This window comes from Agrobacterium tumefaciens (assembly GCF_031801495.1).
Classification (GTDB): Bacteria; Pseudomonadota; Alphaproteobacteria; order Rhizobiales; family Rhizobiaceae; genus Agrobacterium; species Agrobacterium tumefaciens_K.
Window position 1 is genome coordinate 276,427 of the sequence record NZ_JAOEGC010000002.1, and the last position, 22,993, is coordinate 299,419.

Sequence of the window (22,993 nt, forward strand, 5' to 3'; positions counted from 1 at the left end):
TGTGGTCCGGTACGAGCGCTCGTCTTGCGGGATCAGTGGCGGCAGGATCGTATCTGCCTGCAATTTTCCCTCGGGCGAATGGGACGCCCCGTCGCGCAGGTGCAGGACGGGGCGTTGTAACGGTGGCTAGAGGCCAAGCCCTTCGAACAGGGCCGTCGAGAGGTAACGTTCCGCAAAGGAAGGAATGATGACGACGATGTTCTTGCCGGCATTTTCCTCGCGCGAACCGACCTTTATGGCTGCAGCCAGTGCCGCACCGGACGAGATGCCGACCGGGACGCCTTCGATGCGCGCCACCAGGCGCGCTGTAGCGAACGCCTCGTCATTGGTGACGGTGACGATTTCGTCGTAGATCTTGGTGTCGAGAATGGCAGGCGCGAAACCGGCGCCGATGCCCTGAATCTTGTGAGGACCGGGGTTGCCGCCGGAGAGAACCGGGCTGTCCGCTGGTTCTACCGCAATGACTTTCACGTCCGGCTTGCGCGCTTTCAGAACTTGACCTGTGCCAGTGATCGTGCCGCCGGTGCCGACGCCGGATATGAGGACGTCGACTTCACCGTTGGTGTCGTTCCAGATTTCCTCTGCGGTCGTCTTGCGGTGGATTTCAGGATTGGCAGGATTCTCGAACTGCTGGGGAATCAGCGCATCCGGCAGCGTTTCGGCCAGTTCCTGCGCCTTGGCGATAGCGCCCTTCATCCCCTTTGGGCCTTCGGTCAGAACCAGTTCCGCGCCGAGCAACGCCAGCATCTTGCGGCGCTCCACGGACATGGTTTCCGGCATGGTCAGGATCAGCTTGTAACCTTTCGCGGCAGCGGCGAAAGCCAGCGCGATACCCGTATTACCGGAGGTTGGCTCCACCAGCGTCGTCTTGCCTGGTGTGATCTTGCCCTGTGCTTCCAGCGACTCGATCATGGCAACGCCGATGCGGTCCTTGACCGAGGCGATCGGATTAAAAAATTCTAGTTTTGCCAGTAGGTTAGCCTTGACGCCCTTTTCTTTCGCCAGCTTGTCGAGGCGCACGATCGGGGTGTCGCCAATGGTTTCCGTGATGGAGGAATAGACGCGTCCGCGTCCCGGCTTCTTGGTTTCCGACATGGGTGTCTTCCTGTGCTTTTTACTGGCAGAAATTTCGCGCAGGATAGGGCGAATGCAGGAAGGATACCAGAGAACCGGCGTGCTTATATGTCCATTTTTATAGGATCAAATGCTTCCTGGCGTGGAAATACTGGAATAAAATCTCAAGCGGTTCTGGTAGCGATCATCGCCGCCGTTCCGGCCAGAATACCCGCGGCACAGCGGTTGAGGATCGTCAGAGCGCTCGGCCGCCTCAGAAGCATACGGGCTTTCGATGCCAGCAGGATATAGGGCAGCAGCACCGCCATCAGCACGGCGAAGGTCACGGCGAGCAGCGTGACATATTCGGAGCCGCCGATCGTGCGAAGGTCGATCAGCGTCGGCACCAGCGCCACGTAGAAAAGCATTGTCTTCGGGTTGCCGAGCGTGATGAGCAGGCCCGACAGAAAGGACATGCCGATGCTTGTGCTCTTTTTGGCCTGCAGGTCCTGCGGCAGAAGACCTGCGGTCCAAAGCTTCCATGCGATGTAGAGCAGATAGGCGGCGCCTGCGAATTTCAGTACCATGAAGGCTTCCTGAAAAGTCTGAGCAACGAAGGCAAGGCCAAGAACGACGGCAGTGAGGTACACCATGTCACCGAGCACCAGACCCAGGCCCATGAAGAAGGTTTCGCGAAAGCCCGATCCAAGCGCTCGTGCCACGATTGCCGTCATGCCGGGGCCTGGAATGGCAGCGGCGACGAATAGCGCGGTGGCGTAGGCGAGAATGGTCGTGATTGTCATGGAAATCCCCTCGGAATTGCGCCGCTTTTAGCTCAAATCCGATGGTTTCACAACTGTGTGAACCCGATGGCGCGGCTCATACGCCCGTGGAGCCGAAGCCGCCAGCCCCGCGCTCTGTCGAGGAGGTTTCCGTCACCTCTGCCACCGTCACCTGCGTGACCGGTGCGATCACCATCTGAGCAATGCGCATACCACGCTCGATGATGAAATCGGCGTCGCCCAGATTGGCAAGAATGACCTTCACTTCGCCGCGATAATCGCTGTCCACAGTACCGGGAGAGTTCAGACAGGTGATGCCGTTCTTGAACGCAAGGCCCGAGCGCGGGCGGATCTGCGCTTCATAGCCGACCGGAACCTCGAAGACGAAGCCGGTTGGCACGAGGGCTCGGGCGCCGGGCTTGAGCACCATCGGCTCGTCCTGAGAGACGGCGGCGCGCAGGTCCATGCCGGCAGCGCCACTGGTTTCATAGGATGGCAGTTCGATACCCGTTCCGTGGTCGAGGCGGACGAGTTTCAGGGAGGGGGAGGCGGTGTTTTGCATGGTCATGCGGCATTAGTTTTCCCTCAAGAGGCCAAGGTCAATTGCAAAAGCGGGCCTGAAACGCTAGATAGCCCGCAATTCCACAGGATTTGTCTAATGGCCGAAACACTTGCCGAGGCGGTCTCCCGCCGCCGCACCTTTGCTATTATCGCGCACCCGGATGCGGGTAAGACGACGCTGACCGAAAAGCTGCTGCTATTCGGCGGAGCGATCCAGCTCGCCGGTGAAGTGAAGGCGAAGAAGGATCGCATCCAGACCCGCTCGGACTGGATGAAGATCGAGCGCGAACGCGGCATCTCCGTCGTCACCTCGGTCATGACCTTCGAATATAACGACCGGGTTTTCAATATTCTCGATACGCCCGGCCACGAAGACTTCGCCGACGATACATACCGCACGCTGACGGCCGTGGATGCGGCGATCATGGTCATCGATGCCGCCAAGGGTATCGAGCCGCGTACGCTGAAGCTGTTCGAAGTCTGCCGCATGCGCGACATTCCGATCATCACCTTCATCAACAAGATGGACCGTGAGAGCCGCGATCCCTTCGAGATTCTCGATGAAGTCGAGGAAAAGCTTGCGCTCGATACCGCGCCGATCACCTGGCCTGTCGGTCGTGCCAAAACCTTCTCCGGCGCTTATAATCTGGCGGAAAACACTTTCCGCGGCAACGACACGCAGGTCGAAGGTCTGCCCGTGAACGGCCCTCGGGCCGTGGCCGACCGCTTGCCGGAAAACGAACGTCATGCCTTCGTCGAGGAAACGGAACTGGCGCTGGAAGCCTGCCGTCCCTTTGACCGTCAGGCCTTCCTTGAAGGTCACATGACGCCGGTATTCTTCGGTTCCGCGTTGAGGAATTTCGGTGTGCGCGACCTTATAAACGCGCTTGGTGATTTTGCCCCGCCGCCACGCGATCAGGTGGCAGATACCCGTACTGTCCATGCCGCTGAAGAAAAGATGACGGCTTTCGTCTTCAAGATTCAGGCGAACATGGATCCCAATCACCGCGACCGTATCGCCTTTGCCCGCATCTGCTCCGGTAAGCTGGAACGCGGCATGAAGGCGCGCCTTGCCCGCACCGGCAAGCAGATGGGCCTGACAGCGCCGCAGTTCTTCTTTGCCTCGCAGCGTCAGCTGGCGGATACGGCATATGCAGGCGATGTGGTGGGCATTCCCAACCACGGCACGTTGCGCATCGGTGATACGCTGACCGAGGGTGAAAACCTCGTGTTTCAGGGCGTCCCGAACTTCTCGCCGGAAATCCTGCGCCGCGTGCGTCTGGAAGATGCAATGAAGGCGAAGAAGCTGAAGGAAGCCCTGCAGCAGATGGCGGAAGAGGGCGTCGTGCAGCTCTTTTCGCCGGAAGACGGATCGCCTGCCATCGTCGGCGTGGTCGGCGCGCTGCAGCTCGATGTGCTGAAAGAACGCCTGATGGGCGAATACGGCCTGCCGGTGTCCTTCGAAATGTCACGCTTCTCCGTCTGCCGCTGGATTTCCTCGGATCAGCCGGCGGAGATGGACAAGTTCCTGAACGTCAAGCGGGGCGATATCGCCCGCGATCTGGATGGCGATCCGGTGTTTCTCGCACAGGACGCTTTCTCTCTTCGCTATGAAGCGGAACGCTTTCCGGCCATCAAAATGGTTGCCATCAAGGAATATCACGTCGCCAAGGCGGCGTGACATTCGCTGGATTGCACTTTGAATGCCAAGGGCTTAGGGTCCGTTTATCAATAACGGATTCCTTTGCGCATGGTACTTTCAGGCAAGCATATCCTTCTCATCATTTCCGGCGGCATCGCGGCCTATAAGAGCCTCGATCTTATCCGCCGTCTGAAAGAGCGCGGCGCGAAGGTCACGCCGGTTATGACGAAGGGCGCGCAGGAATTCGTCACGCCGCTTGCTGTCGGCGCGCTGTCGGCAACCCATGTCTTCACCGAGCTTTTCTCCAGGCAGGATGAGCAGGATGTCGGCCATATTCGGCTGGCGCGAGATTGCGATCTGGTGCTGGTGGCGCCCGCGACCGCCGATCTGATGGCGAAAATGGCGAACGGCCTTGCCGACGACCTTGCTTCCACCGTGCTTCTGGCGACGGATCGTGATGTGCTGGTCGCGCCTGCCATGAACCCGAAAATGTGGTCGGCCAAAGCGACACGGCGAAACATTGAAACGCTGAAGGCGGACGGCATTCGGTTCATCGGACCGATGGCTGGTGAGATGGCGGAAAAAGGCGAGGCGGGCCTGGGCCGTATGGCTGAGCCGCTGCAGATCGTCGAGGCTGTCGAAAAACTGCTGGATCATGCCCCGAAGCCGTTGAAGGGCAAAAAGGCCATCGTGACATCCGGCCCGACACATGAGCCGATTGATCCGGTGCGCTATATCGCCAACCGTTCGTCCGGCAAGCAGGGCCATGCCATTGCGTCCGCCCTCGCCGAACTGGGGGCGGATGTAACGCTGGTATCCGGTCCGGTAACGATCCCCGATCCCGCGGGCGTGACGACAATCCACGTGGAGCGCGCCGAGGAAATGCGCGATGTCGTGCTGTCCCATCTGCCGGCCGATATCGCCGTGATGGTCGCAGCCGTTGCCGACTGGCGCGTGCTGACCTCAGCAGAGCAGAAAATCAAGAAGCAGCCAGGTGAGCAGCCACCCGCTCTGCAATTGGCCGAGAACCCCGATATCCTGAAAACCGTGGGGCATCATGAAAAGCGTCCCGGCATCGTCGTCGGTTTTGCCGCCGAAACGCAGGATGTGGAAACGAATGGTCGCGCCAAGCTGGAGCGCAAGGGCGCGGATGTCATCGTGGCCAACGATGTCTCGGCCGAAACCGGCATCATGGGCGGCGACCGCAACAGCGTGAAGATCATTTCGAAAGACGGTATCGACGTTTGGCCAGATCTCGACAAGGCCGAAGTTGCAAAACGCCTTGCCGCCCTGATTGCGGAGAAGTTCGCGTGAGCCTGTTCGAGCAGAAAACCTTCGACGCCACCCTGAAGACATGGCCGGGTGTCCGTTTTGTCGATCAGTGGGATTCCCACGTCGCAAAGGTCGGAGACAAGGTTTTTGCCGTTCTGGGCGAGCGGGAAAACTTTCGCCTCGTCATCAAGTGCTCCGAGGAGAGCTTTGAAATCCTCACTTCGCTGGAAGGCATCGATCAGGCGCCATATTTCGCCAAGCGAAAATGGATATCGATTTCGGATCACGCGCCGCTCGAAGCCGAAGAACTGGAGCATTATGTTCGCCGGTCCTATGAGCTTGTCGCCACAGGACTGACGAAGAAATTGCGTTCCGAACTCGGAATTTTCTTCAGCTGATCCGGATGGCGATGTAGACGAGCGTCGCCGCAATGACCCAGAGTGCCAGTCTGCCCCAACGGGTGTGGTGGGCTTCGGCCTTGCCGATTGCTTCCGCTGTCTGGGCGTCGAAGCGAAGTCCGTTTTCGCTCATCGCCATCAGGTCGGCATGGAATTTTTCCGTCTTTGCGGCAATTTCCGGCGCGGCTTCGGCAAGTTTGACCGCAGCCTTCAGGCCGTCCTTTAGATCGGTGACGATTCGTTTCGGTCCAAGATTGTCGCGGATCCATCCCGCAACGACCGGATCGGCAGCCTTCCACATGTTGAAACGGGGGTTGAGAATGCGCGACACGCCCTCCACCACCACCATGGTCTTCTGCAGCATCACCAGTTCAGGCCGGGTTTCCATGTCGAAAAGCTCGGTGACCTCGAAAAGCAGCGTCAGCAGCTTGCCCATGGAAATCGTCTCGGCCGGCTGGCCGTGGATCGGTTCGCCAATGGCGCGGATCGCCTGCGCGAAGCTGGCAATATCGTGGTGGCTGGGAACGTAACCTGCCTCGAAGTGAACTTCCGCCACGCGCATGTAGTCGCGGGTGATGAAGCCATAAAGGATTTCCGCGAGGAAACGGCGTTCCTTTTTGCCAAGACGACCGGCAATGCCCATGTCCACGGCAACGATCATGCCCTGCGGATCGACGAAAAGATTGCCGGGATGCATGTCCGCATGGAAGAAGCCGTCGCGCAACGTATGCCGCAGGAACGACTGTATCAGCGTATCGGCCAGCGTGTTGAGGTCGTGGCCGGCAGCTTTCAGCCCCTCGACATCGGACATCTTCACGCCGTCGATCCATTCCATGGTCACGACGTCGCGGCCGGTACGCTCCCAATCGACTTCCGGTACGCGGAAGCCGGGATCGTTTTTGGTGTTTTCGGCAAGTTCGGAAAGGGCGGCGGCTTCAAGCCGCAGGTCCATCTCGATCTTTGTTGTCTGCTCCAGCGTGCGCGTTACCTCGACGGGGCGCAGACGGCGGGCAGACCGTACGAAACGCTGCTGCAGGTCGGCGATCAGATACATCGCCTCCAGATCGTTCTGAAAACGCTGACGAACGCCGGGGCGGATGACCTTCACCGCCACCTTGCGGGGGCCGCTCGGCGTACTGATCGTCGCGGGGTGAACCTGCGCGATCGAAGCTGCAGCGATCGGATCGCCAAAATCCCGGTACAGTTCGGAAACGGGGCGCCCGAGCGAGCCCTCTATGTTGGCTTTGGCCGCCTCGATCGGGAAGAATGCCATCCGATCCTGAAGGCTGGCAAGATCGTCGGCGAACTCTGCGCCGACCACATCCGGCCGCGTCGCAAGAAACTGCCCCATCTTGACGTAGGACGGTCCCAGCCGTTCCACTGCCGTTGCCAGCCGGTCGCTGCGCTGGGCGCGTTTTGCCCTGCTGCGGGCAAACGGCTTCAGCAGTGCCTTGAGCACATGCGCGGCTGGCGGCAGATCGTCGGATGGCAAAGCCAGCACTACGCCTTCGCGCACGAGAACCCAGCCGACCCTTGCGAGACGGAAATATGCGCCGAGAGTGCTCATGCCGATGCTTGTCTCCTGCCTTTTCCAGCCATGTGTATCAGAGCTTCCAGCCGGAATGCAGGGCGGCAATGCCGCCGGTATAATTGGTGTAGGTGACGCGGGAGAAGCCGGCGGTACGGATCATCGTCGCGAAATCTTCTTGATTGGGGAACTTGCGGATCGATTCCACCAGATACTGGTAGGGCTCCGCGTCGCCGGTAATCATCTTGCCGAACTGCGGTATGGCATTGAACGACCATGCGTCGTAAACGCGGTCGAGAAGCGGCATTTCGACTTCGGAAAATTCGAGCACAAGCAGGCGTCCGCCACGCTTCAGCACGCGGTGGGCTTCCTTCAGCGCGACATCGATGCGCGGCACGTTGCGGATGCCGAAGGCGACCGTATAGGCGTCGAAGCTGTTCGCCTCGAAGGGAAGCTCCTCGGCGTTGGCCTCCACGAAAGTCAGGTTGTCGGAGAGCTTCTTTTTGGCGGCGCGTTCTTCCCCGACGGCCAGCATTGAGCCGTTGATGTCGAGGACCGTGGAATGGGCCAGCCGGTTGGAGGCTTCGATGATGCGGAATGCGATGTCGCCCGTGCCGCCCGCGACGTCGAGCGTTCTGTAGGACGCATCCTTGCGCGGGTTGAGTGCCGCGATCATGGCGTCTTTCCAGAGCCGGTGCATGCCCGCCGACATAACGTCGTTCATGATGTCGTAGCGCTTGGCGACCTTATGGAAAACCTCGTTGACCAGTCCCTGCTTCGTGCCTTCGTCCACCTTGTGGAAGCCATAGGAAGTTTCCATGCCGCCTTCGGCAGTTGTGCGGGCGTCGGTCATCGTCGGTCTCCGTATTTATTGCGCTGCGGACCATAGCGGAAACGCCATGGCAGCGCTATCTGTTGCGGCATCAATTGACCGCGACGTTTTGCACGCGATCTATAGACCACTTGGTCCTAACGATAAACACCCGGATACGCCAGATGCCAGAATTGCCTGAAGTCGAAACGGTCAGACGTGGCCTGATCTCTGCCATGGAAGGCGCAACGATCCGCAAGGTCCATCTCGGCCGGCCGGACTTGCGTTTTCCTTTTCCGGAAGACTTCGTTTCCCTGATCGAAGGCAAGGCGATCGTGTCCTTGGGACGCAGGGCGAAATACCTGCTGATCGAACTTGAGGACGGGCTGACGATCATCTGCCATCTCGGCATGTCGGGATCGTTCCGCGTGGAGACGGATCAGCAGGATGGTACAAAGACGCCAGGCGACTTCCATCATGCCCGCTCCAAGGATGGCAAGCACGATCACGTCATCTTCTATATTGAGGGCGCGCAAGGCCGCGTCTCGGTCATCTATAATGATCCGCGCCGGTTCGGCTTCATGCATCTGGTCGAGCGCAGCAGGATGGACCTCTATCCGGCTTTTGCGGGGCTTGGCCCGGAGCCGACCGGCAATGCGCTGGGCGCGGATTATCTGGCTTCGAGATTTGCGGGGAAAAGCCAGCCGTTGAAGACCACTCTGCTCGACCAGAAGGTCATTGCGGGTCTGGGCAATATCTATGTCTGCGAGGCATTGTGGCGTGCAAATCTGTCGCCGTTGCGTGCTTCGGGAACGCTGGTGACCAAAACCGGCAAGCCGAACGCGCAGCTTGTCGGGCTGACGGAAAAGATCCGCGACGTGATCGCCGATGCCATCGCCGCTGGTGGCTCGTCGCTGAAAGATCATATCCAGACGGACGGCACGCTCGGTTATTTCCAGCATTCCTTTTCCGTCTACGACAGGCAGGGCCAGCCTTGCCGCACTCCGGACTGTGGGGGTACGGTTGAACGGATCGTGCAGGCGGGGCGTTCGACCTTTTATTGTGCTGCCTGCCAGAAGTAGCTGTGCAACATGTAACGGAGAAGGGAAAGCCGTCGTGGACTACGAAACGATACAGGTTGAAAAACGTGACGAGGTTGGCGTCATCACGCTCAATCGTCCAAAGGCGCTGAATGCTCTCAATTCCGTTTTGCTGAAGGAACTGCGGCACATACTGGCGTCCTTTTCTGCTGATGATTCCATTGGTGCCATCGTCATCACCGGCTCTGAAAAGGCTTTCGCCGCCGGGGCCGACATCAAGGAGATGCAGTCGCTGGATTTCGTGGATGCCTATGTCGGCGATTTTCTCGGTGGCTGGGACGATGTGGCGGCAACCCGCAAGCCGGTGATCGCCGCCGTTTCCGGTTTCGCACTCGGCGGCGGATGTGAGCTGGCGATGATGTGCGATTTCATCATTGCCTCTGAGACGGCGAAGTTCGGCCAGCCGGAAATCACGCTGGGCATCATTCCTGGCATGGGCGGCTCTCAGAGGCTCACCAGAGCGGTTGGTAAGGCCAAGGCGATGGATCTGGTCCTGACTGGCCGCATGATGGACGCCGCAGAGGCTGAGCGCGCGGGGCTGGTGGCGCGGATCGTGCCGGTAGCCAGTCTCCTGGAAGAGGCGATCGAGGCCGCGGCACGCATTGCGTCACTGTCGCGTGCTTCGGTCATCATGGCCAAGGAAAGCGTCAATCGTTCCTTCGAGATGCCGCTTGCGGAAGGGCTCAGATTCGAGCGTCGCCTGTTCCAGTCCCTGTTCGCCACGCAGGACCAGAAGGAGGGCATGGCGGCCTTCGTGGAAAAGCGCAAACCCGCGTTCCGGAATCGCTAAGGATTCGGAATAACGGCGTTTTTGCTGAAAATGCGCGTTGACGGGCGTCTGCTTTAACGGTATATGCCCGCCCACGGTTACGGAAAGCCATCCGGCTTGTCCGAAATTACTCCCGCATTCTTGGGTTACGTGAGGTCGTGGAACGACCCGATCCTGTGGTTGCGGAATTTGGTTCGAATTCGAAGAGAGGCATACATGGCCAATACAACTTCGGCGAAAAAGGCGACCCGCAAGATCGCTCGCCGTACCGCAGTCAACAAGGCTCGCCGTTCGCGCGTTCGCGGCTTCATCCGCAAGGTTGAAGAAGCCATCGCAACTGGCGATCTGGCAGTAGCCACCGAAGCTCTGAAGGCTGCACAGCCGGAAATCCAGCGTGCCGCTACCAAGGGCGTTCTGCACGGCAACACGGCTTCCCGCAAGGTGTCTCGCCTGGCGCAGCGTGTTAAGGCACTTTCCGCCTAATCCGGCTAATCACAATTTACTATAAAAAAAGCCTGGCCTTTGGCCGGGCTTTTTGTGATTCTAACCGTACGTTAATCTTTTCTACGGTAGCGTGACAATAGCATGTCAGGCGGACGACACAAAAAATTATTTAAAATCAATGGCTTGCTGGAGGTTACTTTTAAAGTGGGAGGCTTTCTTTACGGAAGTCGCGACAAGTTTCGAGTCAAGATAATTTTTATTTTTCTGCCAAAATCGTCTCGCGGAAAACGTGAAATTTGAATCTCATTGATTCATAAGAGATTCTGCTTCGGGCCCTTCCCGTGATGCAAAACGGCATTCCTGAGTCAATGGCCGTTGTTCGTTTTTGCAGAAAAAACGCCATTGATCTCTGCTATCGATCCTGCCTAAATGCATTTCAACAAGGGGTGCGGATCTCAGTCCACAGATTATCTCGATGATCGTATCGGCGATATTCACCTTGTTGCGGGCGGATCTTTCGGGATCCGTTTTCTCAGTTCATGGAGCTATTTGCGCCGTTCCGGTCTCGGAGCGGACGGATAGTCTTTGTCTGAAGAAATGCATGCTCAGGTTGCAACGGAAGGAGTGTTGTAGCGTATCGCAGGCCTCTCCATGATGAAGAGGGAAATGGGATAACCGGCTCGCGAACGAGTGGAGCCTTGGACAGTTCTTGCGAGGGGAATGTCAAAGGCGAGAATAGAACGAGGGGGATCCCTGACGATGATTTTTATCGTCAGGCTATGATTGGCAATTTGAAAGGCGGCAATATGCAATTGAATTTGGCGATGGGTGCGGTGACGGACGGGGACCGTGCACCAAAGGCATCCGATGCAGCTTGCTCTGACGCGGCAGGGGACAAATCGACAATGAAGCACGATGCGCTGTTTGAACGTTTTAGCGCGCGGCTCAAGGCACAGGTCGGTCCCGAGGTCTACGCAAGCTGGTTTGCAAGACTTAAACTCCATTCCGTTTCCAAAAGCGTCGTCCGCTTTACCGTTCCAACGACCTTTCTGAAGTCGTGGATCAACAACCGTTATATGGACCTCATCACCAACCTCGTGCAGAGCGAGGATCCGGACGTTCTCAAGGTGGAAATCCTGGTTCGTTCGGCCAGCCGTCCGGTGCGTCCCGCGCAAGTGGAAGAGCGTATCCAGCCGATACAGGACATGGGTGTGGTTCAGCGCAACAAGCCGGCCATGCCGCAGCAGCCCGCAGTCACGCCGTCTCTTCAGTCGGCCACCGCGCAGCCTGCCGTACGTCAGGGAGCTTCCGGCCCGTTGTTTGGCTCTCCGCTCGACACGCGCTTCACCTTTGACACCTTTGTTGAAGGCTCTTCAAACCGTGTTGCCTTGGCGGCGGCCAAGACGATCGCGGAAGCCGGTGCCGGTGCAGTGCGCTTCAACCCGCTGTTCATTCATGCGGGCGTCGGCCTCGGCAAGACGCACCTCTTGCAGGCGATCGCCAATGCGGCGATAGACAGCCCGCGCAATCCGCGCGTCGTTTATCTCACGGCCGAATATTTCATGTGGCGTTTCGCAACCGCGATCCGCGACAATGATGCATTGACGCTCAAGGATACGCTGCGCAACATCGATCTGCTGGTCATCGACGACATGCAGTTCCTGCAGGGCAAGATGATCCAGCATGAATTCTGCCATCTGCTGAACATGCTGCTGGATAGTGCCAAACAGGTCGTCGTTGCTGCCGACCGCGCTCCATGGGAGCTGGAATCGCTTGATCCGCGTGTGCGTTCGCGTCTTCAGGGTGGCATGGCCATCGAAATCGAAGGCCCGGATTACGATATGCGCTACGAAATGCTGAACCGTCGTGTCGGTTCGGCACGGCAGGATGACCCGTCCTTCGATATTTCGGACGATATTCTGACGCATGTTGCCAAGAGCGTGACGGCGAGCGGCCGTGAGCTGGAAGGTGCTTTCAACCAGTTGATGTTCCGTCGCTCTTTCGAGCCGAACCTCTCGGTTGATCGTGTCGATGAACTGCTTTCGCATCTCGTTGGAACGGGCGAGGCAAAGCGTGTCCGTATCGAAGACATCCAGCGTATCGTCGCCAAGCATTATAACGTGTCGCGTCAGGAGCTTGTCTCCAACCGTCGCACCCGCGTCATCGTCAAGCCGCGCCAGATCGCCATGTATCTGGCGAAAATGCTGACGCCGCGCTCTTTCCCGGAGATCGGCCGCCGGTTCGGCGGGCGTGACCACACGACGGTTCTGCACGCCGTCCGCAAGATCGAGGAGCTGATTTCGGGCGACACCAAACTCGGTCATGAGGTCGAGTTGCTGAAACGTTTGATCAACGAAAACAACGCATGAAAAAAGCGGCCTTCGGGCCGCTTTTTTTGTTTTCTGCCTGAGAATTCAAAGGCTGTTCAGTGCGCTCGCCGAAAAGCGGGTCTACGTGCTGAACAGAAATGGACAGGGTCTGACAAGTTTGGAGCGTTTCTGATGCGTCCGATGAGGATGCACAGAACGTTAGCAGGCGAGATCGGCGACCACTGCGTCGAGAATGAGCATGCCTGCCGGCGTGCAGCGCAGCCGCGAATTTCCGAGCCGCTCGACAAAGCCGTGTTTCAGAAGGAAGTCTTCCTTTTCAGGATCGAGATCGCGCCCGGAAAGCATGCTCCACCGCGCCAGATCGACGCCTTCCCGCAAACGCAGACCCATCAGCAGCAGTTCGTCGGACTGCTCGTCCACGCCCAGAAGCTCCTGATCGATCATGCCGTGGCCGTCTCGCTCGACGGCTTCAAGCCAGGTTTCCGGGTGACGTTCGGTTGCCGTGGCGAGCTTGGATGCCCCCTTGGTCAGACGGCCGTGCGCGCCTGGCCCGATACCGGCATAATCGCCGTAACGCCAGTAGGTAAGGTTATGGCGGCTTTCCGCACCCGGACGGGCGTGGTTCGATACCTCGTAGGCCGGCATGCCATAACGTTCGGTGATTTCCTGCGTTGCCTCATAGAGAACGGCGGAATGCTCCCCGTCTGGGACAATGAGTTTGCCCGCCTTGTGCAGTCCGTAGAAAGGCGTGCCTTCCTCAATCGTCAGCTGGTAGAGCGACAGATGATCGACGGCATAGGACACAGCTTCCTTGAGTTCCGCGTCCCATTCCTCGACCGTCTGGTTCGGGCGGGCATAGATGAGGTCGAAGGACATACGTGGAAAAATCTCGCGCGCAAGCCGGATTGCTTTCAGCGCATCGGCGACATCGTGCAGTCGGCCGAGGAATTTCAGGTCACGATCGTTGAGAGCCTGAACCCCGAGCGACACCCGGTTCACTCCCGCCGCCCGGTAACCGCGAAAACGTTCCGCCTCGACACTGGAAGGGTTGGCTTCCATGGTGATCTCGATACCGTCAGGCACATGCCAGAATTTCGCGATGCCATCGAGAAGGGCGCCAACCGTCTGCGGATTCATCAACGATGGCGTACCGCCACCCATGAAGACGCTGGTAACGACGCGCGGGCCACTGATGGCACGCATGCGCTCCATTTCTTTCAGAAAAGCGGCAGTGAAGCGGTCCTGATCCACCGGCTTGTGGCGGACGTGGCTGTTGAAGTCGCAATAAGGACACTTGGCCGCACAGAACGGCCAATGCAGGTAGATACCGAAACCTGGATCGCCCGTATCCGGCAGAAGCGACGCGCCGGGGGCAGAAATCTGATGCTCCCCGATCATCGGGTTCACGCCTCCAGGCACGTTTCAACGAATTTCTTGAAGGCGCGGGCGCGGTGGGAGAGGGCGAAGTCGTCGCCCGGCTTCCAGCCATGTTTTTCGTCCGCCGTCATTTCACCGAATGTAGCCTCATAGCCCTGCGGCTGGAAGATCGGGTCGTAACCGAAACCGCTCGTTCCTCGCGGTGGCCAGGCGACAGTGCCTTCCACTTCGCCGCGGAAATATTCAAGATGACCATCCGGCCAGGCAAGGCAAAGCACGCTGACGAAGCGGCAGGTGCGATCCGCCGGATCAGCCGCCTGGCGTTCGGCAAGCGCGTCTTCGACCTTCTGCATCGCCATATGAAAATCGCGGCTGCCGTCAGCTGTTTCTGCCCAGTTGGCGGTATAGACACCCGGTGCGCCATCAAGCGCGTCGATCACCAGGCCGGAATCGTCGGAAAGCGCAGGCAGACCCGACGCCTTGGCCGAGGCAAGCGCCTTTATGGCTGCATTTTCCTCGAAGGTCGTACCCGTCTCGTCCGGCTCGGCGAAATTCAGTTCAGCCGCAGACTTTGCCGAAAAGCCGAAAGGTCCGATGAGATCGGCGATTTCCGCAATCTTGCCTTTGTTGTGGCTGGCGACGACGATCGTACGGGTGTCGAGCTTTCGCATGGTGTATCCCTATCGGCTTAGAGCGTCGTGCGTCTTTTGTGACGCACATAGACGCTCCAATTTCTTCAATTACGCATCGTGTTGCCCGAAAATCCTATTCGATTTTCGGGTCGATGCGCTAGGCAATTGCCTGCTTCTGCAAGGCGACGAGTTCGGCGCATCCGGTCTTGGCAAGGCCGAGAAGCGTCAGGAATTCTTCTTCGCTGAAAGGTGTGCCTTCCGCTGTCCCCTGAATTTCCACGATGCCGCCCGCACCGGTGATCACGAAGTTGGCGTCCGTTTCCGCAGACGAGTCCTCGAGATAGTCGAGATCGATGACCGGTTGGTTGGCGAAGATGCCGCATGAGATCGCTGCGACGTGATCCTTCAGCACCTTGTCGGCCTTGATCATGTTGCGGCTTTCCATCCACTTCAGGCAGTCATGGAGAGCAATCCATGCGCCGGTGATCGAGGCCGTGCGTGTGCCGCCGTCCGCCTGGATGACATCGCAGTCGATGCTGATCTGGCGCTCGCCGAGAGCCTGAAGGTCGACCACGGCGCGGAGCGAACGCCCGATCAGGCGCTGGATCTCCTGGGTGCGGCCACCCTGTTTGCCGCTCGCCGCTTCACGTTTCATACGGTCATGCGTGGAGCGCGGCAGCATGCCATATTCGGCCGTAACCCAGCCCTTGCCGCTGTTGCGCAGCCACGGCGGCGTCTTTTCTTCAAGGCTCGCCGTTACCAACACATGCGTATCACCGAATTTGACAAGACAGGAGCCTTCCGCATGTTTCGAGAAGTTACGCTCGAAGGAAACCTTGCGCATCTGGTCGGTTTTTCTGCCTGAGGGCCGCATCTCGTCACTCTCCATGTTCGTTTCAGCCTTCTAAGGCGCGGCCAAGCCTTTTGCAAAGCCAATTTCCGTTTTGCCGCGGCGGTGCAACGCATTATATTGTGGTCAGATAGGTCAAGACGACAAAGAACGGGCAAAATGGGTTTATCAGCGCCGCTTTCCAGAGATCAGGCATCTTTGCTGGACGAACGCTCGCGGGAGATATTCCGGCGGATCGTGGAAGGTTATCTCGATACGGGTGAGCCTTTGGGGTCACGCAGCCTTTCCCGGTTGTTGCCGATGTCCCTGTCGCCGGCTTCCGTGCGGAATGTGATGAGCGATCTCGAGGAGCTCGGCCTCATCTATTCCCCGCATATCAGTGCCGGACGTCTGCCGACGCAGACGGGCCTGCGCTTCTTTGTCGATGCCTTCATGCAGGTTGGCGACCTTCCGGAAGATCAGCGCGCCAGCATCGACCGGCAGATCGGTCCGCTTTCAGGGCAGGAGCAGCCGCTGGACGGATTGCTGACGGAAGCGAGCCGGATGCTGTCCGGCATGTCACGCGGAGCCGGACTTGTGCTGACAGCCAAGAATGACGTCGTCCTCAAGCATGTCGAGTTCATCCGGCTTGAGCCGACCAAGGCGCTCGCCGTTCTGGTTGGCGATCACAATCAGGTCGAAAATCGCATCATCGAGCTGCCTGCGGGGATTTCTTCTTCGCAGCTGACGGAAGCCGCGAATTTCATCAATGCTCATCTCGGTGGGCAGACATTGCAGGAACTGCGAAACCAGTTCCAGACATACAGGGCGGAGCTGCAGTCGGAACTCGGCGTGCTGGCTCAGGATCTTGTCGAGCGGGGGCTGGCGATCTGGGCTGGAGACAACGAGGACGGCAAGCTTGGTCGCCTGATCGTGCGTGGTCGCTCGAACCTCCTGGAGGGAGTGGCTGGCGAAGAAGACATCGATCGCGTTCGCATGCTGTTCGATGATCTGGAGCGCAAGGAAAATCTCATCGAGATTCTCAATCTTGCCGAGAGCGGTTCTGGCGTGCGGATTTTCATCGGATCGGAAAACAAGCTGTTTTCACTCTCCGGTTCCTCGCTGATCGTTGCGCCTTATCGTGACGAGGAAAACCGCGTCGTAGGTGCGGTTGGGGTGATCGGGCCGACGAGGCTCAATTATGCCCGTATCGTTCCAATGGTGGACTACACGGCGCAGATCATGGCGCGCCTCTCCCGAAAAAGCAGATAGCGAACTCCAGAAGAACCCACAATTGCTTCAGGCTTTTTGCCGCAAGCCTTGATTTTTGCCGCCCGAAGCTCGATATCGGGCGCAAACAACCACAGTTAATCTTCCAATCTGGAGAACGTCATGACCGACGATACAAAAAAGCCCGGACCTGACGCGGACGTCGCCGAAGAAGTGATCGACAGTGCGCTGGCGGGCGAAGAAGCAATCGATGAGGCTGCGACGAAGGCCGAGCCCGATCCGGTTGCGCTTCTGAAGGCTGAAAACGCTGATCTGCGCGACAAATTCCTGCGTCTTGCGGCAGAGATGGACAATCTTCGCCGTCGTACCGAGCGTGACGTCAAGGATGCGAAGCTTTATTCCGTTGCAGGTTTCGCACGTGACATGCTGGCTGTTTCCGACAATCTGCGCCGCGCGCTGGAAGCTATTCCCGATCATCTCAAGAACAATGCGGAAGCTGGTATCAACGGCCTGATTGAAGGCGTGGATATGACCGAGCGCTCGATGCTGTCGGCGCTGGAGCGTCACGGTGTGAAGAAGATCGAAGCTGAGGGCGAGAAATTCGATCCGAACTTCCATCAGGCGATGTTCGAAATTCCGAACACGACGGTTCCGAACAACACCGTGCTTCAGGTTGTTCAGGCCGGCTTTACGATCGGTGACCGCGTGCTGCGCCCGGCTATGGTTGGTGTTGCAAAAGGGGGGCCGAAGCCGGAAGCAGCTGCAGCAGCCGAGCCCGGCACTGGATCGCTGAACGAAAAAGATGCCTGAGACAATCGGGATGTTCTGAAAAATAAAACGCGCCGTTAAGGCGCGTTTTTTGTTTGGGGATTTCCTGGCTGCATGCATTCGGGAGCAATTGCAGCAAGATCAATCAGGCGGCGGTTGCCTGTTCCTGGTTGAGGAATGTGTAGATCGCCGTATCGGAATCGGTGGCGCGCAGCTTGGCCACAAGCTCGGGATCGCGCAAGGCACGGGCAATTCTCGACAGTGCCTTCAGGTGGTCAGCGCCGGCGCCTTCAGGAGCAAGCAGAAGAAACACCAGATCGACGGGCTGATCGTCCAGCGCCTCGAAATCGACAGGAGTCTCAAGGCGTGCGAAAACGCCGGTGATCGTGTTGATGCTGTTGAGTTTTCCATGCGGAATGGCAATGCCGTGTCCAACACCGGTAGAACCAAGTCGCTCACGCTGGAGGATGACGTCGAAAACTTCCCGTTCCGAAACTCCGGTAATTCTGGACGCTTTGGCGGCCAGTTCCTGGAGTAATTGTTTTTTGGAATTTACCTTGAGGGCGGGAATAATCGCATCTTGTTGCAGCAAATCTGCCAACGCCATTCTCTTTTTCCTTCATGCCATCGAGACGATGCGGGAGGCGAATTCGCGGTTGCGAACGGCCTCCCACGTCTTGTCAGACTGTTCAGCTCTTGATCGTCGCTGCGTCGATCCAGCCTATATTGCCGTCGGTCCGCCGATAGACGATATTGAGATATTCCTTACCGGGACTACGAAACAGAAGAACCGGCTCATCCGTCATGTCGAGAGCCATGACGGCGCTGGCGACGGACATCGTTTTTATCTGTTTCGAGCTCTCGGCGACGATGGTTGGTGCGTAATCTTCGGGAACCTCCTCGTCCACGTCCGATATCGCATCCATTACAGTATAAGCGATTTCCTGCGTAGCGCCGTTGGAAGCAGAACCATTGTGATGATCCTTCAGCTTCCGCTTGTAGCGACGCAGGCGCTTTTCGATCCGTTCCGCAGCGGCGTCGAAGCTCGCCTGCGGGTCGTTCGCCTGACCAGCTGCATGCAGAACAACACCCGTGTCGAGGTGAATTTTGCAATCTGCAGCAAAGCGTGGCCCGGATTTTTCAACGGTCACCTGCCCTGAATACCCTCCATCGAAGTATTTGGTAACCGCCAGACCTATATTGTCCTCGATCCGCTGACGGAAAGATTCGCCGATCTCCATATGTTTACCAGATACACGCACACTCATGGAATTTTTCCTTTTTGTAGTGATTTGCGAGTACCAGCTTACGTCAAGCCGCGCGCGCATCCAAGCGTTTCGAAGGCCTCAACGAGCCCTCATTCGAATTTTACGCCCATGGACGGTGGAGATGAATCCGTTACAAACGACCTTGATACTGTGTGCGGCGGGCTTCTAGCCGTTGCGCTGGCAAGAGTCAATGGTGCGGTGGGGCGCCGAAAAAAACGTGATCTGCGCTGAGATCAGCCAACGGAGAATTTGGCCAGCGCCTTTTTCTCGCGGCGCCTTTGAACGGAAGAGGGTATATTCATCGCTTCGCGGTATTTTGCAACTGTACGGCGTGCCAGATCGATACCGTTGTTTTTCAGATTTTCGACGATATCGTCATCGGAAAGGACGGCATCAGCTGCCTCCTGGGAGATCATTGCCTTGATGCGATGGCGAACCGCTTCGGCAGAATGACTGTCGCCACCCTCGACGGAACTGATCGACACGCTGAAGAAATATTTCAGCTCGAAAACCCCTCGGGGCGTCAGCATGTATTTTTTGGACGTGACGCGGCTGACGGTGGATTCGTGCATCTTGATCGCGTCCGCGACCGTCTTGAGGTTCAGCGGTCGCAGATGACCGACGCCGTTGATGAGGAAGGCATCCTGCTGGCGCACGATTTCCGTGGCGACCTTCATGATGGTCTTGGCGCGCTGGTCGAGACTTCGGGTCAGCCAGTGCGCCGTCTGCATGCAATCGGACAGAAAATCCTGATCTTCGCCCTGACGCGTCTTGTGTTTTGAGACTTCGGCGAAATAGGTCTGGTTGATGAGCACGCGTGGCAGGGTGTCGGGATTGATTTCCACGAGCCAGCCACCTTCTGACGATGGACGTACGATGATATCGGGTACGATCGTCTCCGAAACGGTCGACTCGAAGCCTGCACCCGGGCGCGGGTTGAGCATCCTGATTTCCGAAAGCATGTCGAGGAGGTCTTCCTCGTCAACGCCACAGAGTTTCTTCAGCGTGGCGAAGTCGCGTTTCGCCAGCAATTCCAGATTATCGATGAAAGCCCGCATGGCCGGATCGAGTCGGTCTTTCTGGGAAAGCTGGATCGCCAGGCATTCGCTCAGGGACCGCGCAAAAACGCCGGGCGGATCGAAGCCCTGCAAGAGCTTCAGAACGCTTTCCGTGACTGCTGTTGTCGTTCCCAGTCGGTCGGCGACATCCTGCACCGCATCAGCCGCGATATATCCGGTTTCATCCAGCTGCCCGATCAGGGCATCCGCGATCACCCGGTCTTCGGTCGATGTTATGGCGAATGGCAGTTGCTGGTTCAGATGGTCGTGAAGACTCGGTTTTGCGGCGACGAAATCATCGAGATCGTAGCTTTCTCCTGCTTCCTGCCCAGGCATCGAGCGCCACTGGCTCAGCAGCTCCGGGGCATCTGCCTTTCGGGGCTCGGCATCGTCTGGAAAGACATTTTCGAAACTGGTATCGAGTTGCTCGCCAAGATTGGCGGCGGGATCGCCGTACCAGTCCTCGCTATCAGCGGTGACGGTTGCAGCCGGTTTTCCCGCGAGGTCGTCACTGGCGTCGCTGAAATTATCGGCATTTTCGGGCGTGTTGCCGCCCAAATCGCTGTCGTTTGCTACAATTTCCAGCAGCGGATTCCGCTCAACTTCCTGTGCGATAAACTGAGTCAGCTCAAAATGAGTCATTTGAAGCAGCTGTATCGACTGCATCAACTGCGGTGTCATCACGAGAGACTGGTTTTGACGCAGCAAAAGGTTGGCAGATAATGCCATGGCGGACGCGAAACTCCCCTTACAGCTTTCCCGCTGCTTCATTTTCCGAAAAATTTACGGAGACAATGAAACTTGGCCCAAAAATTGCTTTTTTATTCTATTTGGTCAAGCGTCAGAGTGGGGGGAGATGAAGAATCTTTCGCGTCCGGACGTCAGAGGCTAAAATTATTACCCAGATAGAGACGGCGTACGTCGGGATTGTTGACGATGTCGTCGGCACGGCCATGGGTCAGGACTTCGCCAGCATGAATAATGTAGGCGCGGTCGATAAGGCCAAGCGTCTCTCTGACGTTATGATCGGTAATCAGAACGCCAATACCGCGTGCAGTCAAGTGCCGCACGAGATTCTGGATGTCGCTGACGGAAATCGGATCGACGCCGGCGAACGGTTCGTCCAGCAGCATGAAGGTCGGGTCCGTCGCGAGGGCGCGTGCGATTTCAAGGCGTCGCCGCTCACCGCCTGAGAGCGCAACCGCCGGTGATTTGCGTAGCTGGGCGATGTGAAACTCTTCCAGCAGCTCATCAAGCTTGTGGTTGCGCTTCACGCTGTCCGGCTCATGAACTTCCAGAACGGCCTTGATATTGTCTTCCACCGTCAGACCACGGAAAATCGAAGCTTCCTGCGGTAGATAACCGACGCCGAGACGCGAGCGACGGTACATCGGCATGGTCGTGACATCGTTGCCGTTGATGGCGATCTTGCCCGTGTCGACCGGTACAAGTCCGGTAATCATATAGAAACAGGTCGTTTTGCCAGCGCCGTTCGGGCCAAGCAGGCCAACGGCTTCGCCGCGGCGGACGACCAGCGACACGCCATTGACCACGCGTCGCGTGTTGTAGGTCTTTGTCAGGCCATGCGCGATCAGCGTGCCTTCATAGCGCGCCTTGTCTGCCGACGAAGCCATTTCATCGGAGCGGCTCGGCGCTGCGCCGAACATTTTTGAGAACGAGGGTATCTTCACGAGGAAAGGCTACTGTTTTTTCTGCTGCGACTTCGGATCGAGCATGATCCGGACAGGGCCGCCGCAGCTTTCAAGCTTGGCCTGTCCCGTGTTCATCAGAACGGTCAGCTTGCAGCCGGTGAAGACGTTGGTGCCTTCGGACAGAACAACCTGCTTGCCGGTGAGAATGAAGGTCTGCGCCGCCATGTCGAACTCGCCATGGTCGGCGGTCGCCTTCTGGGTGCCGGATGTCAGGAAGACATTGTTGTCGACGAAGATCTTTTCGATATTCGCATCGCCGCTTGTGAGCGACGAACCTTCGCCCTTGTAGTTGACGGTCATCTTGCCGGACTGAAGCGTGGTCGTTCCCTGAACGACCTTCACGTTGCCGGTGAAATAGGCTTTGCGCTCCTGATCCCGGATCTCAAGCTGATCGCTCTCGATCGCAATGGGCTGGTCGCCGGAAAGTTTGACGCCCTGCATGTTGCTGGTCGTGCTCTGTGCCAGCGCGGTGGAGGCGAAACAGACGGCGGCAATCGCGAGATAGGCCGGCTTGCCGAAGAAAACGGGACGGGAAATGTGCATCATCTGGACCGGGCTCTCAGTTGCCTTCATTCTTGATATTGGATGCAGCGATACGCGCGCGTACCTGCCCCGAAAAAGTGATAGTTTTGCCATTATCTGCGATCTGAATGGATTGCGCAACAATGGACCCGTCCTTTGTTTTGATGGACACGGGATCTTCGCTGCTCATCTTTCCAGCCTTCAGGTCAACATCTGCCGACTGGAACTTCGCTTGTATTCCATTGCTGAGATTGATGTCAAAAGGTGCCGTCATCTTCAACGCGTTTGTCGAGCGGTCGAAAATGCCTTCCTTCGCAACCACTTCGGCAATGATGTCGTTCACCGGCACCGCTGCCAGAACCTTCTCGAGCGTCATGAGATTGGGGTTTGCGATGTCCTGAAGGGCGCGGTCGGCGTTCATCGAATAATCGATACCCTGTTCGTTACGACCGGCAACCGCTGGCTTTTCCATGACGATCTTGCCGTCTTCGATGCGCGCGCTTTCAAGCGATACTTCGTCCGGAACCCAGGTTCTCAGCAGTGAAACACCGATAAAGGCCAGCGAAACCACAAGCGCGCTGACAGGCAGGATGATCTTCAGGCGCTTGACCAGCACGGAATGTTTCAGCGCGCGCTCGTAGGCCACGGCCTGACCGTTCGGCAATGAAAATGCGGGCGCTGGTTCGCGAAGTCTTTCAAGCATGTGAGTGGGTCCGGTCACTTCGTACGCGCCATATGTGGTCCGCAGCGGAAGTTTTTTGTTTATCCTAATGTGTTTGGCACGAGTGCCTTGTCCTGCCAATATGGTTTTTGTCTGAACGGGTACAAGAGAAGCGCTAATTTTATCATAATTCGGTTTACGCATTGCTTCCTTACAGCTTCGCGCTAGAACCACAACATTGCGTGC

23 protein-coding genes are annotated in these 22,993 nt (G+C 57.8%); 9 read left to right on the plus strand and 14 right to left on the minus strand.

The annotated features are described in order from the left end of the window. Positions 1-126: 126 nt before the first annotated feature. The 3 genes from cysK to dut all read right to left on the minus strand — a co-directional run bounded on the left by cysK (position 127) and on the right by dut (position 2,403). Complete coding sequence (cysK, locus tag N7578_RS10760) at positions 127-1,095, minus strand: cysteine synthase A (protein ID WP_311110334.1); 969 nt, start codon at positions 1,093-1,095, stop codon at positions 127-129. A 143-nt stretch (positions 1,096-1,238) separates the two neighbouring features. Further along, positions 1,239-1,856 carry a LysE family translocator gene (locus N7578_RS10765; RefSeq protein ID WP_311110335.1) on the minus strand — a complete coding sequence of 206 codons (618 nt, stop codon included), beginning with the start codon at positions 1,854-1,856 and terminating at the stop codon, positions 1,239-1,241. A 76-nt stretch (positions 1,857-1,932) separates the two neighbouring features. Further along, positions 1,933-2,403, minus strand: coding sequence for a dUTP diphosphatase (gene dut / locus N7578_RS10770; RefSeq protein WP_311110336.1), 471 nt, complete (start codon positions 2,401-2,403; stop codon positions 1,933-1,935). A 90-nt stretch (positions 2,404-2,493) separates the two neighbouring features. Here dut and N7578_RS10775 point away from each other — a divergent pair, with 90 nt between their 5' ends. The 3 genes from N7578_RS10775 (at position 2,494) to N7578_RS10785 (ending at position 5,708) form a co-directional block, all read left to right on the plus strand. Then, positions 2,494-4,077 carry a peptide chain release factor 3 gene (locus N7578_RS10775; protein ID WP_311110337.1) on the plus strand — a complete coding sequence of 528 codons (1,584 nt, stop codon included), beginning with the start codon at positions 2,494-2,496 and terminating at the stop codon, positions 4,075-4,077. Between the two features lie 69 nt (positions 4,078-4,146). Continuing rightward, positions 4,147-5,352, plus strand: a complete 1,206-nt coding sequence (gene coaBC, locus N7578_RS10780) for a bifunctional phosphopantothenoylcysteine decarboxylase/phosphopantothenate--cysteine ligase CoaBC (protein ID WP_311110338.1) — start codon at positions 4,147-4,149, stop codon at positions 5,350-5,352. Next, positions 5,349-5,708 (plus strand): MmcQ/YjbR family DNA-binding protein, encoded by a 360-nt coding sequence (locus N7578_RS10785; RefSeq protein WP_311110339.1) that lies wholly within the window; start codon positions 5,349-5,351, stop codon positions 5,706-5,708. Before coaBC ends, N7578_RS10785 begins: the two co-directional genes overlap by 4 nt. On the opposite strand, the gene ubiB is transcribed toward N7578_RS10785, so the two are convergent. Together ubiB and ubiE are read right to left on the minus strand one after the other, a co-directional pair. Then, complete coding sequence (gene ubiB, locus N7578_RS10790; protein WP_311110340.1) at positions 5,701-7,275, minus strand: 2-polyprenylphenol 6-hydroxylase; 1,575 nt, start codon at positions 7,273-7,275, stop codon at positions 5,701-5,703. The genes N7578_RS10785 and ubiB overlap by 8 nt on opposite strands. Positions 7,276-7,312: 37 nt before the next feature. Next, positions 7,313-8,089, minus strand: coding sequence for a bifunctional demethylmenaquinone methyltransferase/2-methoxy-6-polyprenyl-1,4-benzoquinol methylase UbiE (ubiE, locus tag N7578_RS10795; protein ID WP_311110341.1), 777 nt, complete (start codon positions 8,087-8,089; stop codon positions 7,313-7,315). A 143-nt stretch (positions 8,090-8,232) separates the two neighbouring features. Here ubiE and mutM point away from each other — a divergent pair, with 143 nt between their 5' ends. From mutM to dnaA, 4 genes are all read left to right on the plus strand, one after another. Continuing rightward, complete coding sequence (gene mutM, locus N7578_RS10800; RefSeq protein ID WP_311110342.1) at positions 8,233-9,129, plus strand: bifunctional DNA-formamidopyrimidine glycosylase/DNA-(apurinic or apyrimidinic site) lyase; 897 nt, start codon at positions 8,233-8,235, stop codon at positions 9,127-9,129. A 34-nt stretch (positions 9,130-9,163) separates the two neighbouring features. Beyond that, positions 9,164-9,937: an enoyl-CoA hydratase gene (locus tag N7578_RS10805; protein ID WP_311110343.1), complete on the plus strand. Its 774-nt coding sequence runs from the start codon at positions 9,164-9,166 to the stop codon at positions 9,935-9,937. Positions 9,938-10,132: 195 nt separating this feature from the next. Then, positions 10,133-10,399 carry a 30S ribosomal protein S20 gene (gene rpsT, locus N7578_RS10810; protein ID WP_004439523.1) on the plus strand — a complete coding sequence of 89 codons (267 nt, stop codon included), beginning with the start codon at positions 10,133-10,135 and terminating at the stop codon, positions 10,397-10,399. Between the two features lie 866 nt (positions 10,400-11,265). Continuing rightward, positions 11,266-12,729 (plus strand): chromosomal replication initiator protein DnaA, encoded by a 1,464-nt coding sequence (gene dnaA, locus N7578_RS10815; RefSeq protein ID WP_311110344.1) that lies wholly within the window; start codon positions 11,266-11,268, stop codon positions 12,727-12,729. Between the two features lie 159 nt (positions 12,730-12,888). Here the strand turns inward: dnaA and hemW are convergent, their stop codons facing one another. The 3 genes from hemW to rph form a co-directional block, all read right to left on the minus strand. Further along, positions 12,889-14,088, minus strand: a complete 1,200-nt coding sequence (hemW, locus tag N7578_RS10820; RefSeq protein ID WP_311110345.1) for a radical SAM family heme chaperone HemW — start codon at positions 14,086-14,088, stop codon at positions 12,889-12,891. A gap of 5 nt (positions 14,089-14,093) precedes the next feature. Next, positions 14,094-14,738 (minus strand): RdgB/HAM1 family non-canonical purine NTP pyrophosphatase, encoded by a 645-nt coding sequence (gene rdgB / locus N7578_RS10825; protein WP_311110346.1) that lies wholly within the window; start codon positions 14,736-14,738, stop codon positions 14,094-14,096. 118 nt (positions 14,739-14,856) lie between these two features. Next, complete coding sequence (rph, locus tag N7578_RS10830) at positions 14,857-15,573, minus strand: ribonuclease PH (RefSeq protein WP_311110347.1); 717 nt, start codon at positions 15,571-15,573, stop codon at positions 14,857-14,859. A gap of 135 nt (positions 15,574-15,708) precedes the next feature. Between rph and hrcA the strand changes: the two genes are divergently transcribed. Together hrcA and grpE are read left to right on the plus strand one after the other, a co-directional pair. Beyond that, the gene (gene hrcA, locus N7578_RS10835; protein ID WP_311110348.1) at positions 15,709-16,800 is read left to right on the plus strand and encodes a heat-inducible transcriptional repressor HrcA; all 1,092 of its coding nucleotides are present in this window, start codon (positions 15,709-15,711) and stop codon (positions 16,798-16,800) included. A gap of 120 nt (positions 16,801-16,920) precedes the next feature. After that, positions 16,921-17,568 (plus strand): nucleotide exchange factor GrpE, encoded by a 648-nt coding sequence (grpE, locus tag N7578_RS10840; protein ID WP_311110349.1) that lies wholly within the window; start codon positions 16,921-16,923, stop codon positions 17,566-17,568. Between the two features lie 103 nt (positions 17,569-17,671). Here grpE and ptsN read toward each other — a convergent pair whose 3' ends face one another. The 6 genes from ptsN to lptC all read right to left on the minus strand — a co-directional run bounded on the left by ptsN (position 17,672) and on the right by lptC (position 22,789). Next, positions 17,672-18,133 carry a PTS IIA-like nitrogen regulatory protein PtsN gene (ptsN, locus tag N7578_RS10845; protein WP_311110350.1) on the minus strand — a complete coding sequence of 154 codons (462 nt, stop codon included), beginning with the start codon at positions 18,131-18,133 and terminating at the stop codon, positions 17,672-17,674. 82 nt (positions 18,134-18,215) lie between these two features. Continuing rightward, positions 18,216-18,794 carry a ribosome hibernation-promoting factor, HPF/YfiA family gene (gene hpf, locus N7578_RS10850; protein WP_311110351.1) on the minus strand — a complete coding sequence of 193 codons (579 nt, stop codon included), beginning with the start codon at positions 18,792-18,794 and terminating at the stop codon, positions 18,216-18,218. A 233-nt stretch (positions 18,795-19,027) separates the two neighbouring features. Continuing rightward, positions 19,028-20,581 (minus strand): RNA polymerase factor sigma-54, encoded by a 1,554-nt coding sequence (gene rpoN / locus N7578_RS10855; RefSeq protein ID WP_311110352.1) that lies wholly within the window; start codon positions 20,579-20,581, stop codon positions 19,028-19,030. A gap of 152 nt (positions 20,582-20,733) precedes the next feature. After that, positions 20,734-21,519 carry an LPS export ABC transporter ATP-binding protein gene (lptB, locus tag N7578_RS10860; protein WP_422646700.1) on the minus strand — a complete coding sequence of 262 codons (786 nt, stop codon included), beginning with the start codon at positions 21,517-21,519 and terminating at the stop codon, positions 20,734-20,736. A gap of 33 nt (positions 21,520-21,552) precedes the next feature. Next, positions 21,553-22,110 (minus strand): LptA/OstA family protein, encoded by a 558-nt coding sequence (locus N7578_RS10865; protein ID WP_311110353.1) that lies wholly within the window; start codon positions 22,108-22,110, stop codon positions 21,553-21,555. A gap of 13 nt (positions 22,111-22,123) precedes the next feature. Next, on the minus strand, positions 22,124-22,789 hold the full coding sequence (gene lptC / locus N7578_RS10870) for an LPS export ABC transporter periplasmic protein LptC (RefSeq protein WP_311110354.1): 666 nt from the start codon (positions 22,787-22,789) through the stop codon (positions 22,124-22,126). Positions 22,790-22,993: the final 204 nt, after the last annotated feature.